Origin of the sequence: Lysobacter sp. M15 (genome assembly GCF_022662515.1) — a bacterium.
Taxonomy (GTDB): domain Bacteria; phylum Pseudomonadota; class Gammaproteobacteria; order Xanthomonadales; family Xanthomonadaceae; genus JAKPBU01.
This window is the reverse complement of the sequence record NZ_JAKPBV010000006.1, coordinates 136,131-152,706: the sequence shown is the minus strand read 5'-3', so window position 1 is coordinate 152,706 and position 16,576 is coordinate 136,131. Positions and strand designations below refer to the sequence as shown.

The following is a 16,576-nucleotide window of genomic DNA, read 5'->3' as shown; positions in this document are numbered from 1 at the left end:
GGCTTTAAGAGGACTGGACTGAAGGGAGCGGAAGGGGCAAGCCGCGCTGATCCCGTCCGTCCACTCCGGTTTGGCCCCCCGTCACAGGCGCACCTTTCGGCGTAGCGCGCCGATCCGCAGCCTCTGCGATCCGCGGCATCGCCATCTGGCGTCCCGCCGCTCAATGCACGTAATTGAACGCGACCACCGGCGTCACCGAATCGATGGTGTTGCGGCCGCGGATCAGGCGCGCGCCGACGAGGATGCCGAAGCGGGGGCTGAAGTTGTATTCCACCGCAGGCGCCAGGTACCAGGCTTCGCTGGAGCCGGATTCGAAGCGCAGCGGGATGGGCGTGGGGTCCTGTTCGCCGTCGCGGACCACGCCGCTGACCTTCGTGCTGTCGCTATGGCGGTAGGCCAGGTCCAGCGCCAGCACCCAGTTCCGGGTCAGGCTGTATTCCCAGGCGGCATTGACGTTCCAGCTGTCGCCCGGGCGGGCGTGGCCGCGGAAGCCTTCCGGGGTGCCGTAGACGCTGACGTCGCGCAGCCCGGCCTCGCGCGAGCGCGTGGCGCCCAGGTTCAGGCGCATGCGCAGGATGCGGCCGGTGGGCATCCACAAATAGGTCTGGGTATTGAGCTGCAGCAGGGTGCTGTGCGCGCCGCCGCCGAAACCGTCGACGCCGCTGGGATCGAGCCGGTCGTACTTGCCCGTCGGCAGGGTGTGTTGCAGCTGCAGGGAAACGGCGGGCAGCCAGCTGCCTTCCTGGTACTGGCGCAGGCGGTACTGCAGCAGCACGCTGGAATCGGCGAGTTCGGGGCCAGCGCTGTGCATGCCGTCGCCGCCGCCACCAACCTTGTTGTAGCCGAACACCGGTACCAGGCCGACGGTCAGCGCGTCGGTGGCGCCGTAAAGCATGAAGGTGAGCGAGCCGAAGCTTTCCGCGTCTTCGGAGATCACGTCGTAGAGATAAGGCTCGATCAGGTAATGGCCCTGCGGCAGGGTGACGGCGCTGTTGGCGATGATCGGCCCGGTCCACCAGGCGTCGTCCAGGGACTGGCGCAGCGGTGCATCCGCAGCGAGCGCGGGGATGGCGGCGGGCAGCAGCAGCGATGCCAGCAGCAAGGCAGACAGCAAGTGGCGTGGCGGCATCGGTCCGTGTGCGGTGGCGGAGCCAGCCCGGATTCTGCCCGCGCGGCGGCGTTGGCGGGCGCGAACGCGCGATTCCTGCTGACGGCGTGTTGGCAACATGTTGCATTCCCCGAATGGCGGCGCGGCGGCCGTTGGCGTGCCGGGCATGCTGGCAGGGCAGCGGGCGCGGAACTATCAAGTTCTTTCGCTGTTAACCCGACGGGGATGGAGTAAATCGAAGGGCGGCGTCACCCGGCTGAGTGGCCGGTGCCGCTTGCGGGCGCAGGTTTAATGGGAGGGAGCCCACATCGGCAACAAAAAAGTATCAGGGACGATTCATGATGCGCAGCGCGGCAGAAGATGTTTGGGATATTTGCTGCCTGAGGAAGGGGAAAATGCGTCAGGGGTGATTCCAAACTGGGCCTCTCGGAAACTGTCCCTGACGCCGTTCTCCCTTTCGGGCATCCGGTGCTCGACCTCAAATCCCGGCTGCGGCCTTTGGCCCTGCCCGGGGCTCTGCTACCGCTCGTTAGGCCCTGCGCGATCGTCCTGCTACCAGTTGAAGCGCACACCGGCCTGCGCGCCCCAGTCGCGCTCCGTGCCGTTGCCGGTCGCTCGCGACGCCTCGAAGAACACGCCGGCGCGCTTGCCGACGCCGAGGTTGGCACCCAATGCGAATTCGCCGCCGGCGCCGGTGCGGTCGACGGTGTCGGGGACGATGCTGCCGCCGTCGCGGGAGGCAGTGATGCGTGGGTCGTCGCCGAAATCCTGTCGTGCGGCGGCTCGGGCGTAGACGTCGCCGCGTAGCCGCTGGCCTTGCAATGTGCGGCCGATGGCGACGCCGGCGCGGACGTAGGAGGCGTCGTAATCGTCGTGGCGGACGAGCACGCCGTTGCTGGTGGTGTGCTCGCTGCCGTTGACGCGGCCGACTGACAGGCCGACCTGCGGTTCGATGTACCAGTCCTGCGCGACGTGGATTGGAAAGCCGCCTTCGGCATGGAGCCGGTGCGCACGCGTGTGGTAGCGGCCGCGGATTTCGGCGCCGGTGGAGTCGCGCGCGGCGTAGAGGTTCTCCAGTGAGGCGGTGTCCGCACCGACGAGCACATAGGCGCTGCTGTCGAAGATCCATGTGCTGTACAGGCCGAAGCTGGTACCGGTGAGTTCCCCGTCGCCGCCGGTGTAGTCGGCATTGGCGCGGACGCGGCCTACGCTGATGCCGGTGTAGTTGTCGCCGGCATCGAGCGCGAAGCGGCGGTCGGCGCCGATGGTGAAGCCGGTGTAGTCCTGCTGGTGCTTGCGCGCGTACGCGGCGTCTGCGGTCAGGCGACCGCCATCGACGCGTGCCCAGACGCCGCCGGCCTGCGCATCGCCGTGACCGCGCGCCAATCCCTGCATGCGCCGCTGGCTGCCGGATTCGGCGAGTGTCCACAGGTTGAGGACACTGTCCACGGCTTCGGCTGCGGTGAGGACGGTTTCAGAAGGGCGGATGTCGATGTCCGGACCATCGCCATCGCCGCCACTGTCGCCGTCGCCATCGCCGCCACTGTCGCCGTCGCCGCCATTGTCGCCATCACCATCACCATCACCGCCACCGTCATTGTCGCCATCACCATCGCCGCCACCGTCGCCATCACCATCACCGTCGCCGCCATTGCCGCCATCGCCATCGCCATTACCAGAACCCTGGATCTCGATCCCGGTCAGCATGATGGTGCTGCCGTCGGCGTCCAGTTCCACTTGCGGCGTATAGGTGAACTGCACCAGCGCGTTTTCGAAGGTGCCGCTCCACTGGCGGTCGAGGCCCGCTACTGCCGCGAACGCGGCCGCGCCGCCGGCGGCGGCGCTGGCATCGACGATGACGATCGGTGTCGTGGCCGGGATCGTGGTGCCGTCGCTCAGGGTGGTCTGATTGACCCATGAGGTGTCGTCGAGCACCGGGTCGTAGACGATGGCGATGCCCTGCGCGCCGGTCGCGGAGAAGTTGCTGATGCCACCGCCGAACACGATGCGGTCGGCGGTGGCGGTGCCGGACTGGCCGGTGATGTCGCTGAGCAGATGGAAGCGCGCGCCGTCGCCGAGCGCGACCGTGCCATTGCCCGTGCTGCTGTCGATGACCAGCGTGCGGTAGCCATGCGCGGGCACCGCGCCAGGTTCGAAGCCGCCCCAGTGCGCGGCCATGTCGATCGTGCCGCCGTTGCCGAGGGTGAGCGTGCCTGCGCCGACGTCGTTCGACAGCGTGCCGGCGCCCTGCGGCATCCACGCAGCGCCGTTCGCAAACGTGAGATCGGCGCGGCCGACGCTGTAGCTGGTACTGGTCTGCACGCCGCCGACCAGGCCGCGCAGCCAGGAGTCGGAGGTGTCGAAATTGATGTCGACCGAGCCGATGTTGTCGTTGACGGCTTCGGTCGCGGTCGCGATGTCGCCGTCGAGCTGCACGCGCTGACCGCCGGCCTGGTTGACGGTGACGCTGGCGTCCTGGATATCGATCGGTACGCTCCAGATCGAATACGCAGCGCCGGTGCCGAACGGGCTCGTCGACACGGTCAGTCCCCCGGCGACGTTGACGGTGCCGAAGTTGCGGATGCCGTACACGTCGCGGTCGCGGTCACAATCTGGGTGGTCGGGCGGGTTGCAAATGGCGGTGACGGTGAACGACACCGGCGCGGTGGGCGAGGTGAACTCGATGTGGCCGCTGCTGACCAGGCCGTAGGTTTCCGCCTCCGAAGTGACATCGACGTTCACTGCGCCCTCGAAGCGCATGAGCGCACCGGGGGAGCGGTCATTGTTGAGGCCGGAGGGATTGCCGAACGGCGCGTAGCCGTTTTCATTCCCTTCGCTGAACACACGCACGTCGACGTCGCCGTGCCAGATCATCCACGCGTTGCGGTGTTGGTTGGAGATGCCATGCGCGGAGCGCGTGCCCGTCACGCTGACGGTGGCATCGCCGAAGACCTCCATGTCGCCCTGGTTGCGCACGCCGAATGCGGTCGAGCCCGAGGCAGCCGTGGTCAGCGACAGGTTGCCGTTCACCGTCAGCACGCTGTTGGTGTTGTCGTTGTAGATCGCATGGGCGTTGTCGCTGGGCCAGATCGACAGCGCCGAGATGGTGGTGTCGCCGTTGAAGGTGATGTTGCTGCCTTGCGAGTTGTAGACCGCATCGAGCGTGCCGCGGCTCTCGGCGAGGATCGTGGTCGGGCCGTTGAAGATGATGGTGCTGGCTCCCTCGGCCCAGACCCCGCGCGCAAAGCCCTGCGTGCGGGCGTGGAAGTCGGTGGCGCCGTTGAAGACCGTGGTGCTGCCGCCGCGGCCGATCACCGCTTGCGCGCTGTTGCCGAGGCCCATGCCGTGATCCGTGTCGTCGGCGTTGGCGGAGATCCTGGTGTTGCCGTTGACGGTGACCGTATTGCCATCGTTGAGGATGCCGACAGCTGAGCCACGGACGGTGCTCTCGCCGCGGATCGCCGACAGCTCCAGCCAGCCGCCGCCGGCCACGTCCAGCACCACCGGCGGGTTGCCGCGGGTCACGGACATTGCATGCAGGTCGACGTCGACGCCTTCCAGCGCCACGCTGTCGCCGTCGGCGAACGCGTAATGCAGCATGCCATCGTCGTCGATGGCAATGTCGTAGCCGGGATCGTAGCCGCCGCTGCCGCCGTCGCGATCGTGTTCGGCGACGCCGGTGATCGTGTCGTTGTAGTCGACCGCATGCACCGCGCCGGGTCGTGCGAATGCGCCGGCAACCAGCGCCGTCGCCACGGAGAAAGACAATGTCTTCAGGCGGCGCTGCGACTCTAGGCGACGGGCTTCGAGCCGCGCGTTGTCGATCAGGGATTGTTGCCAGAGCGGCGGGAGTTGCGATTGCCGGATCGCTTGGTACGTGGTGCTCGGTTGGTACGCGGTGCGTGTTGCAAGCAGGCGCTGATCGCGCCTCGACCGTGGATCGGACATGGATCTCCCCAAAATGGTGCAAAGGACTGCATTGCTGGTGCATGCAGTCCGAAATTTCTCCCTTCAGAAAACTAGCATAGTGCCCGCAGAACTGATCGATACGAAGGTCGTTGTGTGACCGCGTTCGCGTGCAGCGGTATGTGGTGAGCAAACGTTGCAAGGGAAGTTCCACGCGCTAGGGCGACGTAGAAAAGCAGCGATCAAGGTTGGGCTTCTGATGCGCGGACATCCCGGCGGCGGGCCGCGCGCGCGCGGCGCAGTGCCCGCCCGATGGCGGATCACTACCTAAACGCGGACATCTTCAGGGCAGATGGCAAATCCGGAAGAGGTGTCGTGGACAATTCCTGAGCTGGTGAGTCCCGGCGCAAGAATCGGATATCACCCATCGTGTCTACCCCGGATCATGGAAGTGCTTGGAACGCATCTCTCGACCAAGTCGATAGAGGGCCTTCCACCGGTAACGCCGGCGCCGCAGTCGCGCGCAGTTCGAACGTAGCGCGCGAAGTCCCCAGGCGACAACGCAACCGGAACGCGTCGCATCACGCACTGGAGCATGCATGAAAGCAGGCACAAAACCCGCGGACGCAACCGAACGTGACGTGCGCTGCCTTGCCGGCAGTGCAGGTATTGGCAATCGCATTGATACGCTGGATTGGACCCAGATCGCCACGGATCTGGACGAGCAGGGCAACGCCCTGATCCCGGGCCTGCTCTCGCCAGGCGAATGCGACGCTTTGGCAGGGCAATACGACAACGACCATCTCTACCGGAGCCGGGTCGTCATGGCCCGTCATGGCTTCGGTCGCGGCGAATACAAGTACTTCCGCTATCCCCTCCCCAACATCGTCCAGCAGTTGCGCGCCGCGTTCTATCCACAACTGGTGCCGGTCGCCAATCGCTGGCACCAGGCCCTGAACATCGATGTGCGCTTTTCGGACAGGCACGAGGCATTCATCGATCGGTGCCACCATGCCGGCCAGGTGCGGCCCACGCCCCTGATCCTCAAGTACGGCGCAGGGGACTACAACTGCCTGCACCAGGATCTGTACGGCGAACATGTGTTTCCGCTGCAGGTTGCGATCCTGCTGTCCCAGCCGGAGCACGACTTCACTGGCGGCGAGTTCGTGCTCACCGAGCAGCGCCCGCGTATGCAATCGCGCCCGATGGTGGTTCCCTTGCAGCAGGGCGATGCTGTGATCTTTGCGGTGCACCACCGCCCGGTCAAAGGCACACGTGGCGCGTATCGGGTCAACATGCGCCACGGCGTCAGCCGCCTGCGCTCTGGTCATCGCCATACCGTTGGCGTGATCTTTCACGACGCGACTTGAGCCACGCAAACTCCCTAAGATACGCCGGGCACGGCGTTTGCGTCTCCCATCGGATCGTGCCGCGAGAGGAGGCCAAAAGCCCGCTGAGGCAATCAGTCGGGGCCGTGGGTTCGATCGGCTCCATCAGCCCAGCGTCTCTGGTTCAGGTCCTCCACGATGCTTGGTTGGCGGATGCGGCCCATGTGTTCTCGTCGTCCGCACGCCAAGGTTCGTGCCGGCCTTAGGCGGCGACCATGACGCCAGAACTGCAATGCAGACAGGATATGTCGCCGGCGTCCTTCGGAAATACCCGGTTACAACTGGCGCGGCAACACCGCTTGCACCTGTTCGCGGCGCCCGCCATCGTCCGGACCACACGACGCGGAACTCCCGGCCGCAGCAGAAGCCGAGCACCTGCCATGTTCAAACAACTCATCACTGTGATGTGCCTTCTTGTGGCGCAGTGCGCTCCCGGTATCGCCAGCGCAGCGGAAAGCAATGTGCCCGCGGGCACGCGGGTGCTGGCCGACATGGCGTACGGGCCCGATCCGCGCCAGCGCTTCGATGTGTACATCCCCCCCGAGGCCAGGAATGCCCCCGTCCTGTTCCTGGTGCATGGCGGCGGCTGGCGACGCGGATGGAAGGATCATCCCGGGCTGATCCCCAACAAGGCCGATTGCTGGCTGCCGAAGGGCTACATCCTGGTGTCAACGGGATACCGGCTGATTCCGGATGCGGACCCGTTGGCGCAGGCGCGCGATATCGCCCGCGCGCTGGCGGTCGCCCAGAAGGAGGCGCCGGCCTGGGGCGGCAATCCGGATCGCTTCGTGCTCATGGGTCATTCGGCGGGCGCGCATCTGGTCGCGCTGCTGAGCGCAGATCCCGCTGTGGGCCAGCCCTTCGGCGTGCGTCGGCCGCTGGGCGCCGTGTTGCTGGATAGCGGCGCGCTGGATGTGGTCCGGATCATGCGATCGCCACGCCACCCGCGCCTGTTCGACGAGGCATTCGGTGAGGATCCCGCGTTCTGGCGCGCTGCATCGCCGCAGCATCGCCTGACCCCGGCCGCGCTGCCGATGCTGGCGGTCTGTTCGACACGCCGCCCGGACGACCCTTGCAAACAGGCCCGCGCGATGGCGAACGAAGCCACCCGCCTGCGCACGCGCATGGAGGTCCTGCCGGCGGCTCTGTCGCATATGGCGGTCAATCGCGATCTGGGAGTGCCGGGCGCGTACACGCGGCAGGTGGATGCGTTCATGGAAAGTCTCTTGCACTGAGCACTCGGCTGAAGTGAGGCGACCCGCGGCCGCCCCGATGCGTTTGGAGTAGGCGTATCGATCCGCACTCCAGCGCGTTCGTGTCGCCCGCAAGCTTGGAGGTCGCGCTTGTGCGATGCGCTGCCTTGGCGGCAAACAGTTCCGGATCGAGCGCCCCGTGGGCTGTACGCCGAAACGGAGTGCTCAGGCTCGGTCAGATGTCCGCGGGTTACGAAGCCACGACACACGATCCACGACCGATTGCGGCGCCTGGGTTTCATCCCGGCTGCTTCATGCGACCGCGCCGCTCCGGTCCGGTCGATCGTGTCTTACCACGGCGGGCATCGCGCCTTTACGGTGACTGATCGCGGCAATGGTGCCTTGCGCAACCGCGCACAGAACCTCGCCATCCCTCCCCAGGCTTAAAACGTCGCAACGGCAGACGGCCTGCATGGCGCCCGCATGGACGACGCTCGCCCGGGCGATGAGCACATCGCCGACAGCTGGACGGACATAGTTGATCTTGAATTCCGAGGTGACCACGGACGGCCCCAGTGCATACCCACCGGCGAACGTGAGGGCGTTGTCCGCCGCGTAAGAGATGACCCCGCCGTGTACGAACCCGTACTGCTGTTTGAGGTGCTCCAGGATGGGAACATGCAGCTCGACCATGTTCTCCGAGAACCGCACAACTTCGGCCCCAAGGAGTTCACTGAATGGCTGAGCCCGCAACACCCGTTGCGCGGCTTCAAGAGAGATGGACATCGCGTTGGACCATTGGAGAGGAAGTGTGGTGACTGCTGGCAGGCTCGACAGGGCAGGGGCGCGCTCCAAGCCATGGCCTGGCTCGACCCAATCGGCAGCGCTCGATCCACGTGATGCAGGAGGCGCAGAACCTGCGCACCACCGAGACGGGCGCGGCGATTACGGGCACACGTCGCCTTCGCGCTGCCCGCGCCTAGGTAGCCGGGCGGATCGAAGTCGGTCAGTGTGCGTCGGTACCCGTCGGTGCGGCGGGAGGCGTGCTCTGGAAGGGTTTGTATTCCGGCGGACCGAACAGGACCTTGACCCGCTGTCCCCAGCCGCGCGCCTGTCGCATGTCGCGGAACATCGTGGTCCAGGCGTGGAAGGCGATGCGCACCGGATTGTAGGAGTGCAGTGGGCTGGTCAGGCCGTATCGCGGCGGTTCCTCTTCACGCTCGCGGCGGAAGCTGCCGAACAGGCGGTCGAACACGATCAGGATGCCACCGTAGTTGCAGTCGATGTAACCCGGGTTGCTGGCGTGGTGCACCCGATGGTGGGACGGCGTGTTGAAGATGTACTCGATCGGGCGCGGCAGCCTGCCGATCAGCTCGGTGTGCAGCCAGAACTGGTACAGCAGGTTGCCGGCCACTGCCGCCACCACCAGCGGTACCGGAAAGCCGATCCACACCAGTGGGGCAAAGATCACTGCTGCGCCGGTGATCTTGCCCGTCCAGCCGAGCCTGTAGGCCGCAGACAGCGTGTACTGGTTGGAACTGTGATGCACCGAGTGGTTCAACCACAGCCAGCGCACGCGATGATCGGCGCGATGCATCCAGTAGTAGCAGAATTCCTGCCCCAGGAAGAGCAGCGCCCAGTGCCACCAGCGATCCATGGGGAAGGTCGCCACGCGCCACTCCCAGACGGCGTACAGCACCACGCCGACGACGCCAGACTTCAGCATCAGGTTCACCGCGATGCGGCCTGCGGCGTCGCCCAGCGAGGCCCAGTAGGCTTTCCAGTCGTGGTCGCGGCCGATCCGCCGCAGCAGCCAGCCTTCGACCGCTGCGATCAGCGCCAGCAACGGCAGCGGCGTCAGCACCAGCGCGAACGGTGACACCTCCATGGCCCCAGCCCCTGACGTTTAGCGGCGGAACCGCTGGCGCGCCATGCTCGCGGCTTGCTTGAGTTCGTCGCTCGACAGCCTGCCGTCCTGGTCGGCGTCGAGCTGGTCGAAGCCCTTGGCCACGCGCGGCAGGCTGGCATCGGCCTCCTCGCGGTCGATGTAGCCGTCGTTGTTGGCGTCGGCGGCTTTCAGCTTGTCCATCATGGCTTGCCTGGCTTGCGCCCTGCGATCGCTGTTCTGCGCGCATGCGGTGGTGGACAGGGCGAGCAGCACGGCCGCGAGTACGTAAAGGCTGGATTTGGACATGGAAAGGTCTCGTGGGTTGAAGAAAGGTGGCCGTCCCTGGCCGGGGGAGGACGGTTAGTTGCGACAGGCGATGACGTCACCGGCCGCATTGGTGCAGCTGTGGCTGTGGGTGACAACGCCGTTGTCGAGCGTGGTCGAACCGTTGTAGCTGTTGCCGTTCCGGCCCGTGGCGCTGGTACTGCGGCTGCCGTCGACATTGCCATCGGCGTCGCGCGTGATGTTGCCGCTGGTGTTCGCAGTGCCGCCATTGGCGCCGTTGACCGAAGCGCTGCGCTGACGGCCGGCGCTACCGTCGGCGTTGCGGTAGGCGCTGTCCTGACGCTGCGCGCTGCCGCCATCGGCGCCGTGCACGGATGCGCTGGCCTGGCGACCGGCGCTGCCGTCGGCATTGCGATAGAAGCTGCCCTGGCGCTGCGCGGTGCCGCCGTCGGCACCGATGGCGTAGGCACGGCTGCGTCCATCGACGTTGCCCTGGCCGTCGCTGTACACATTGCGACCTCGGGCATAGGCCCCGCGTTCGCCGTGGCCGGCGGCACGCGTCGCGGCGAAGCGGCCGCCCTCGGCGGAATGGGCCACGCCACGGCCGCGGACGCGACCCTGCGCGGACGCGTCTGGAACCGTGGAAACCAGGGCGCCGGTCAACGTCAGCAGCGCAAGAAGCACTGGAGTCTTGTTCATGGGTGTCTCCTTCCGGTAGGTGCGACGCGTCGTGCATCGCGGTGGGCACACGCTAAGCCGCCGGTTGGGGAGGGATGTGTCGTATTGGCCATCGGATGTGTCGGGAACGCCGCACGGAAACATCCGATTACAAACTTGCCGGCGGGGGGCGTTTGCGCGGAGCTGCGGCCATCCCCGATAGTGGATGCCATGGACGAACCACTCGCGCGCATCCTGCTGGTCGACGACGACATCCGCCTGCGCGACCTGCTGCTGCGCTATCTCGAATCGCAGGGCTTCGAAGTCAAGGGCGTGGGCGACGGCACGCAGATGCAGCAGGCGCTGGACCGCGGCCATTACGACCTGATCGTGCTGGACCTGATGCTGCCGGGCGAGGACGGGCTGGAGATCTGCCGCCGCCTGCGTGGCCAGGGAGACCCCACGCCGATCGTCATGCTGACCGCGAAAGGCGACGAGATCGACCGCATCGTCGGCCTGGAAATCGGCGCCGACGACTACCTGCCAAAACCGGTCAATCCGCGCGAGCTGCTGGCGCGGATCCGATCGGTGCTGCGGCGCGCGCGCCCGGTGCCGGGCGCGCCGCAGGTGGAAGGCGGCGAGATCCGCTTCGGACCGTTCCGCCTGGATCTGGGCCGGCGCGAACTGAGTCGGGATGGCGAACCGCTGCGGCTGACATCGGGCGAGTTCGCGGTGCTGGCGGTGCTGTTGCGGCACCCGCGCCAGCCGCTCAGCCGCGACCGCCTGATGAGTCTGGCCCGCGGCCGCGAACACGATGCCTTCGAGCGCAGCATGGACGTTACCGTCGGGCGCCTGCGCCGCGTTCTGGAGGATGACCCGCGCAACCCCCGCATCATCCAGACTGTGTGGGGCGTGGGCTATGTGTACGTGCCGCCGGGAGGCTCGGCATGATCGCGCTGCCCCTGCCGCGCAGCGTGTTCTCCCAGCTGGTGCTCGTGATCGGCCTGGTGCTGCTGGGCGCAGCGGTGCTGGCCGTCGCGCTGGGCCGCGAGCTGGCCACCGGGTCTGCGGCGGGACAACTGCTGCGTGCGCTGGACGCGTTCGCCGACGTCGCCGAGGAACTCGCGCGCAGCCAATCCCGGGACCGCGCCGCGCAGCATTTGCGCGAGGCCGGCCTGGAGGTGCGCGACGGCGTTCCGCCCGCGCGGGAAATGCGCATCGCGCCGTTCATGCGCGAAGTGCTGGAGCAGGCGCCGCAACAGCTCGGCCCGGGGCGCGAACTGAGGCTGGGTGCCGTCGGCAAGGCGAATGTGGTGTGGGTGAAGCTGGATACGCGACCAGTGCTCTGGGTTTCGTTCGCCTTCGATCGCGGTGGCAAGCGGGCACTGCGCTTCTCGCTGCTGATGCTCATTGTCGGTGCGGCGCTGGTGTGGCTGGCGGCCGGCTACTACGCGCGCCGCCTGGTGGTGCCGCTGCGACGCCTTGCGCATGCGGCGCCGGCGCTGGTGCGCGGCGAATCGCCACCGCCCGGGATCATGGCCGGGCCGCGTGAGGTCGAGGAACTCTCGCGCGCATTGACCGATTCCAGCAAGGATGTGCGCGAAGCAGCCGAAGAGCGCACCCTGATGCTCGCCGGCATCTCCCACGATCTGCGCACACCGTTGACCCGGCTTCAATATGCCCTTGAGCTGCAGCCCGGCGCCGATCCGGAACTGCTTGCAGGCATGCATCGCGATATCGCCGAGATCGACGCCATCCTGTCGCAATTCATCGCCTATGCGCGCGACGGCCGCGACGAAGCCAGCGAGACGCTCGACCTGGCGGTGCTGTGCCGCAACGCGGCCGGCGCGTCGGAGCAGGCATGGCAGGTCGAAACCCCCGTGTACGCGCCGATGACGGGGAAACCGATGGCCTTGTTGCGTGCACTGGAAAACCTGCTTGCGAATGCGCAGCGGCATGGCGCGCCGCCGTACAGGCTGCGGCTGGCACGCGAGGGCGACGCCTGGCGCATCGACGTGGCCGACCAGGGGCCGGGCCTGCCGGAAACGATGGCCGACCGCGTGCGCCAGCCGTTCGTGCACGGTGACGGCGGCGGCACCGGTCTGGGCCTGGCCATCGTGGATCGCGTGGCGCGACAGCATGGCGGCGCGCTGCTCCTGTCCAGCAACGGGCCCCGCGGCCTGCTGGCAACGCTCGTGTTGCGCGGCAGCTGACGCGTGCAGACTGAACCTGCGCACCACGAATGAAGGAAACAGTACGCATGCCCATCGGATTTTCCCGCAGGCGCCTGCTGCAAGGGGCAGTTACAGCACTGGGCGCCGCCGTGCTGGGCACCAGCGTGGCCTCCAGCGAGCGCAGGACCTATTGCCTGCTGCACGGCTCCACCCATGGACCTGGTGGTTGGCGCTGGCTGGCGCGGGAGCTGCGTCGCCTCGGGCACCGCGTCGTCACACCGAGCGTGCCGTATGAAGATCCGGCTGCGAGCACCGAGCGTTGCATCTCCGCCATCGATGCGCAGCTGCGCGAAGTGTCGGTACGCGGGCCGCTGGTCGTGGTTGCACATTCGATCAGCGGTCTCCTGTTGCCCGCGATAGCGGCCCACAACCACGCGGCACAACTGATCTACATCGCCGCGGCCGTTCCCGCCGCTGGCTTGAGCTTCCGCCAGCAGTTCGAGCGCACGCCGGACATGTACTGGGCGGACTGGGTGGAAGCGGGGCATCGCAGTTCGAAGGACGAGGCGATCGCGCGCCAGTTCCTGTACCACGACTGCGACCCGGCGGTCGTCGAGGAAATCAAACGCCACCGGATCCAGTTCGCGGCGAAACGGATCTGGCAGGATGTCTTCGCGGACCGGCATCCGGCGATCCAGGCCCGCTATCTGGTCTGCGCGCAGGACCGCGTGTTCCAGCCGGCCTGGATGCGCAGGACTGCGCGGGAAATCGTTGGCGTGACGCCCGAGACATTCGATTCGGGCCACTGCCCGCACCTGGCTGCGCCGCAGGCGCTTGCGCAGGCCTTGGCGCGCGATACCGGACCTCGTGCAGGGAAGGCGTAGCGTTGATGAAAATGGGGCCAGGCCCGGTGCCATTGCGCAGCGTTCGAGGGATGGCGTGCGCCGCGAAGGGCGCACGCACCTATGGATCTTCTCCAAGGCTTGGCGATTGCTGGTGGCCCGGATTGACCAAGCGGGAAACCGGCCCAGGTGCACGTCCTCGAAATCGGAGTATGCGCACGCATGCCGGCTGCGCAGTCACTTGCCTTGCACTGCGGCCTCGATCGCGGCGATGTCGATCTTCTTCATCTGCATCATCGCCTCGAACGCGCGCTTGGCGATGGCCGGGTCGGCGTTGGTGACGGCGTCGAGCAGGACGCGCGGCGAGATCTGCCACGACAGGCCCCACTTGTCCTTGCACCAGCCGCACATGCTTTCCTCACCGCCGTTGTCGACGATGGCGTTCCACAGGCGGTCGGTTTCGGCCTGGTCGACGGTGGAGATCTGGAACGAGAACGCCTCGCTGTGCTTGAACGTCGGGCCGCCGTTCAGGCCCACGCAGGGAATGCCCATGACCGTGAACTCCACCGTCAGGATGTCGCCCTGCTTGCCGTCGGGGTAGTCGCCGGGCGCGCGGTGCACCGCGGTCACCGCACTGTCGGGAAACGTCTCGGCGTAGAAGTTGGCCGCATCCAGCGCGGTCCCGTCGTACCAGAGGCAGATCGTGTTCTTGGCGGGGTTGGTCATGGCAAGGCTCCTGGGTGAGTGAAGGGGCGCCAGAACGGCCGCCTGTAGTCCCTCGACGGTTGGCCGACCGTGAAATCGACAAGGAAGTCCGTCCCACGCATCCATGCCGGCGTAGGGCGGGCATCTGCCCGCCACCTTGGAAGCCGGTGCAAGGCGGGATCCCAGGGCCAACCAGAGCCCCGCACCCGCCAGCGCCTCACGCACCGACCGCCGAGCATTGGGCGCAAGCCTCGGAGCTCGGCCTTCCGGCCAATTTGATTTGCGCGCAAGCGAAATCCAGTCGCGCGCAAGCCGAACCGGCTTGCGATTGGTATGCCGGTGCCTTGCGCGCAAGCGAAATCCGGTTGCGCGCAAGCCAAATCGGCTTGCGATTGGTATCGCGGTGCCTCGCGCGCAAGCCAGATCCGGTTGCGCGCAAGGCTTTTTCGCTTGCGCGCAAGCCTCGGCGGTTGGCGTTCGGACCAATCTGGTCGGCGCCTGGAGCTCCGCGCTTTGCGCGCAAGGGTCCAGGGCTTGCACGCAAGCTTCGGGACCTTGAGACAGGCTCCCGGTCAGGTGCGCTCTCACCTTTTCGCTGGACCAGGGGACCCTTCGTTACGGCCCGGCGTTCCACTGAGCCCTGCGATGTTTCCCGACGCCCGGCTCAGTCGCTCGTCGACGTCCGGAAGGCGATACCCGTGCGCACTGTGTAGCCGAGCATGAACGCCATGCCAGCGGCGACGACCGCGACCGAAGCGATTTCTGCGCCGCGCCGCGGTGCGAACGCCCACAGCGCGGCGAAGGCGAGGCCCGACAGCGTCATCGCCCAGCCGCCCACACGCAGCACCGATTGCGCCGCCGTTGCTTGGCGAATGGAGCGGGGCGGTCCATCGAGCATCTTCGGCATGGTGTTGCCGAAGGCCGCAAGGCCGAGGCCGATCAGCACCATGACCCCGCGGGTCACGGTTTCCCCGTCGATCATTCCCTGCTTGCGGGCATAGCTCAGCAGCAGGGCGCCGCCGACCTGCACGCCCGCGATGATGAGGGCACTGACGATGCGTTTCCTGGCGGTGCGGGAACTGGGTGTGTCGTTCATTCGACGGCTCCTTTTTGGGCCTGTTCGGGTGCGATCTGTTCGGCGGCATCGGCTGTCGCGGGGCTTCCGGCACCGGCGCCGAACAGCCGGGCGAAGCCCAGGAGCGCGTCCTCCAGCACCGACAACTTCAACTGATAGATGATGCTGGTGCCGATCCTGCGCGCCTCGATCAGATCCGCCTCGCGCAGCACCGTGAAGTGCGCCGACATGGTCGGGCGCGACACCGGGAAATGGTCGGCCAGCTCCCCCGCGGCCATCGGCCGCTGGCGCAGCAACTCGAGCACCTTGCGGCGGGTCGGGTCGGCCAGAGCCTTGAAGACGGCGTTCATTGTCGCTATTTAGCTAAGTATCGAATATAAAGTCAAGCAGAGCTTTGATGCTTGGCCAAGTGCTTGTTAATTCTGGGGTTCTGGGACCCGCGTGGTCAGACCATCACCTTTCGCTTCGCCCACCAGCAACATCGGTGACGCGTTTGCGCGCCATCCCGGCGGCCCATCAGGCAGGCTAGCGCTCCTGGTCCGCCAGATGCCATGTGTCGAGAATCAGGCCGTCGCGCACGCGGTTGATGGTGAGATGGTCTTCGATGCGTCCGTCCGGGAAGCGGAACTCCTCGATGTCCGCAACCCACTCGCCGAGCGCCACCGAGTCGGTGATGCGCACCTGTGCAGTGGGCCCGTTGGCGAACATCTCACGGTGCGCGCGCGTGCGGCTGGCCCGATCGAAGACCTTTGGCGATGGCGCGCCGCCCAATACGCTGGGATCGCGGCGCGGATGAAAGTGTCGGGCATCGTCGTGAAACAGGCCCACAAAGCCATCCGCGTCTGCGCGATTGGCCGCGATCTGCAACTGCCGCGTCACGGCTTGTGCGTCAGCACCCAGATCGGGCGTGGCATCCTCCACCATGGCGATGTGCCAGATGCGATCGATGGCGCCATCACGCACGCGAAAGGCCGTGAGCACATGGTCGGGAGGCGTGTGGTCGGGTAATGTGATGGCCGCCCGCGACACGACCAGCTCCCCGAGTGAAACCATGTCGACGATCTCGTGCCGGGGCCGTGGCTTCTGGAATTCGTCGCGGAAGTAGTTGCGAACCCGATCGTGGGTCCCGACCTGGTCGGAAAGCAGTCCCACCAGGCGATGCGGGCCGTTGGGTCGCTCGTATATCTGCACATCGGGCGACAGCACCGCAAGCAATGCATCAGGATCGGCGCGGTTTCTTGCTTCGAAATGCTTGAGCACGATCGCTTCGGCGACATTGGGGGAGGCGATAGCTGCGAGTGCAGCGGGTGCACACAGCCATGAAGCGATAAGCAGCAAGAGGGCGCGCATGGGTT

15 protein-coding genes are annotated in these 16,576 nt (G+C 66.7%); 5 read left to right on the top strand and 10 right to left on the bottom strand.

From position 1 onward, the window contains the following. Positions 1-160: 160 nt before the first annotated feature. Both MC380_RS05880 and MC380_RS05875 read right to left on the bottom strand, forming a co-directional pair. Positions 161-1,129 carry a transporter gene (locus MC380_RS05880; RefSeq protein ID WP_242163599.1) on the bottom strand — a complete coding sequence of 323 codons (969 nt, stop codon included), beginning with the start codon at positions 1,127-1,129 and terminating at the stop codon, positions 161-163. Between the two features lie 531 nt (positions 1,130-1,660). After that, a complete protein-coding gene (locus tag MC380_RS05875; protein ID WP_242102510.1) occupies positions 1,661-5,056 on the bottom strand; it encodes an autotransporter outer membrane beta-barrel domain-containing protein in 3,396 nt (1,131 codons plus the stop codon). A gap of 599 nt (positions 5,057-5,655) precedes the next feature. On the opposite strand from MC380_RS05875, the gene MC380_RS05870 reads away from it, so the two are divergent. After that, positions 5,656-6,384, top strand: coding sequence for a 2OG-Fe(II) oxygenase (locus MC380_RS05870; protein ID WP_242163597.1), 729 nt, complete (start codon positions 5,656-5,658; stop codon positions 6,382-6,384). 233 nt (positions 6,385-6,617) lie between these two features. Beyond that, positions 6,618-7,637 (top strand): alpha/beta hydrolase, encoded by a 1,020-nt coding sequence (locus MC380_RS05865; RefSeq protein ID WP_242163595.1) that lies wholly within the window; start codon positions 6,618-6,620, stop codon positions 7,635-7,637. A 270-nt stretch (positions 7,638-7,907) separates the two neighbouring features. Here the strand turns inward: MC380_RS05865 and MC380_RS05860 are convergent, their stop codons facing one another. The 4 genes from MC380_RS05860 to MC380_RS05845 all read right to left on the bottom strand — a co-directional run bounded on the left by MC380_RS05860 (position 7,908) and on the right by MC380_RS05845 (position 10,467). Then, entirely contained in the window at positions 7,908-8,381 is a 474-nt protein-coding gene (locus tag MC380_RS05860; RefSeq protein WP_242163593.1) for a PaaI family thioesterase, read from the bottom strand. A gap of 220 nt (positions 8,382-8,601) precedes the next feature. Beyond that, positions 8,602-9,483 (bottom strand): sterol desaturase family protein, encoded by an 882-nt coding sequence (locus MC380_RS05855; protein ID WP_242163591.1) that lies wholly within the window; start codon positions 9,481-9,483, stop codon positions 8,602-8,604. 18 nt (positions 9,484-9,501) lie between these two features. Continuing rightward, on the bottom strand, positions 9,502-9,789 hold the full coding sequence (locus MC380_RS05850) for a hypothetical protein (protein ID WP_242163590.1): 288 nt from the start codon (positions 9,787-9,789) through the stop codon (positions 9,502-9,504). Between the two features lie 54 nt (positions 9,790-9,843). Then, entirely contained in the window at positions 9,844-10,467 is a 624-nt protein-coding gene (locus MC380_RS05845; protein WP_242102516.1) for a hypothetical protein, read from the bottom strand. Between the two features lie 189 nt (positions 10,468-10,656). Between MC380_RS05845 and ompR the strand changes: the two genes are divergently transcribed. Genes ompR through MC380_RS05830 form a run of 3 tightly spaced genes read left to right on the top strand, consistent with a single transcriptional unit; the run spans position 10,657 to position 13,483 of the window. Beyond that, positions 10,657-11,376, top strand: a complete 720-nt coding sequence (gene ompR / locus MC380_RS05840; protein ID WP_242102517.1) for a two-component system response regulator OmpR — start codon at positions 10,657-10,659, stop codon at positions 11,374-11,376. Continuing rightward, positions 11,373-12,638, top strand: a complete 1,266-nt coding sequence (locus MC380_RS05835) for an ATP-binding protein (protein WP_242102518.1) — start codon at positions 11,373-11,375, stop codon at positions 12,636-12,638. The genes ompR and MC380_RS05835 overlap by 4 nt, the downstream gene beginning before the upstream one ends. A 47-nt stretch (positions 12,639-12,685) precedes the next feature. Then, a complete protein-coding gene (locus MC380_RS05830) occupies positions 12,686-13,483 on the top strand; it encodes an alpha/beta hydrolase (protein ID WP_242163588.1) in 798 nt (265 codons plus the stop codon). A 195-nt stretch (positions 13,484-13,678) separates the two neighbouring features. Here the strand turns inward: MC380_RS05830 and MC380_RS05825 are convergent, their stop codons facing one another. The 4 genes from MC380_RS05825 to MC380_RS05810 all read right to left on the bottom strand — a co-directional run bounded on the left by MC380_RS05825 (position 13,679) and on the right by MC380_RS05810 (position 16,571). Then, complete coding sequence (locus MC380_RS05825) at positions 13,679-14,167, bottom strand: VOC family protein (RefSeq protein ID WP_242163586.1); 489 nt, start codon at positions 14,165-14,167, stop codon at positions 13,679-13,681. Positions 14,168-14,810: 643 nt separating this feature from the next. Beyond that, the gene (locus tag MC380_RS05820) at positions 14,811-15,242 is read right to left on the bottom strand and encodes a hypothetical protein (protein WP_242163584.1); all 432 of its coding nucleotides are present in this window, start codon (positions 15,240-15,242) and stop codon (positions 14,811-14,813) included. Next, positions 15,239-15,571 carry an autorepressor SdpR family transcription factor gene (locus MC380_RS05815; protein ID WP_242163582.1) on the bottom strand — a complete coding sequence of 111 codons (333 nt, stop codon included), beginning with the start codon at positions 15,569-15,571 and terminating at the stop codon, positions 15,239-15,241. Before MC380_RS05815 ends, MC380_RS05820 begins: the two co-directional genes overlap by 4 nt. Positions 15,572-15,746: 175 nt before the next feature. Next, entirely contained in the window at positions 15,747-16,571 is an 825-nt protein-coding gene (locus MC380_RS05810) for a nuclear transport factor 2 family protein (RefSeq protein ID WP_242163580.1), read from the bottom strand. Between the last annotated feature and the right edge of the window lie 5 nt (positions 16,572-16,576).

What these genes read in the sequence shown, in the direction of transcription:
- MC380_RS05880 (WP_242163599.1), bottom strand. Translation starts at nt 1,129, where the DNA reads ATGCCGCCACGCCACTTGCTGTCTGCCTTGCTGCTGGCATCGCTGCTG.
- MC380_RS05875 (WP_242102510.1), bottom strand. Translation starts at nt 5,056, where the DNA reads ATGTCCGATCCACGGTCGAGGCGCGATCAGCGCCTGCTTGCAACACGC.
- MC380_RS05865 (WP_242163595.1), top strand. Translation starts at nt 6,618, where the DNA reads ATGACGCCAGAACTGCAATGCAGACAGGATATGTCGCCGGCGTCCTTC.
- MC380_RS05860 (WP_242163593.1), bottom strand. Translation starts at nt 8,381, where the DNA reads ATGTCCATCTCTCTTGAAGCCGCGCAACGGGTGTTGCGGGCTCAGCCA.
- MC380_RS05855 (WP_242163591.1), bottom strand. Translation starts at nt 9,483, where the DNA reads ATGGAGGTGTCACCGTTCGCGCTGGTGCTGACGCCGCTGCCGTTGCTG.
- MC380_RS05850 (WP_242163590.1), bottom strand. Translation starts at nt 9,789, where the DNA reads ATGTCCAAATCCAGCCTTTACGTACTCGCGGCCGTGCTGCTCGCCCTG.
- MC380_RS05845 (WP_242102516.1), bottom strand. Translation starts at nt 10,467, where the DNA reads ATGAACAAGACTCCAGTGCTTCTTGCGCTGCTGACGTTGACCGGCGCC.
- ompR (WP_242102517.1), top strand. Translation starts at nt 10,657, where the DNA reads ATGGACGAACCACTCGCGCGCATCCTGCTGGTCGACGACGACATCCGC.
- MC380_RS05835 (WP_242102518.1), top strand. Translation starts at nt 11,373, where the DNA reads ATGATCGCGCTGCCCCTGCCGCGCAGCGTGTTCTCCCAGCTGGTGCTC.
- MC380_RS05830 (WP_242163588.1), top strand. Translation starts at nt 12,686, where the DNA reads ATGCCCATCGGATTTTCCCGCAGGCGCCTGCTGCAAGGGGCAGTTACA.
- MC380_RS05825 (WP_242163586.1), bottom strand. Translation starts at nt 14,167, where the DNA reads ATGACCAACCCCGCCAAGAACACGATCTGCCTCTGGTACGACGGGACC.
- MC380_RS05820 (WP_242163584.1), bottom strand. Translation starts at nt 15,242, where the DNA reads ATGAACGACACACCCAGTTCCCGCACCGCCAGGAAACGCATCGTCAGT.
- MC380_RS05815 (WP_242163582.1), bottom strand. Translation starts at nt 15,571, where the DNA reads ATGAACGCCGTCTTCAAGGCTCTGGCCGACCCGACCCGCCGCAAGGTG.
- MC380_RS05810 (WP_242163580.1), bottom strand. Translation starts at nt 16,571, where the DNA reads ATGCGCGCCCTCTTGCTGCTTATCGCTTCATGGCTGTGTGCACCCGCT.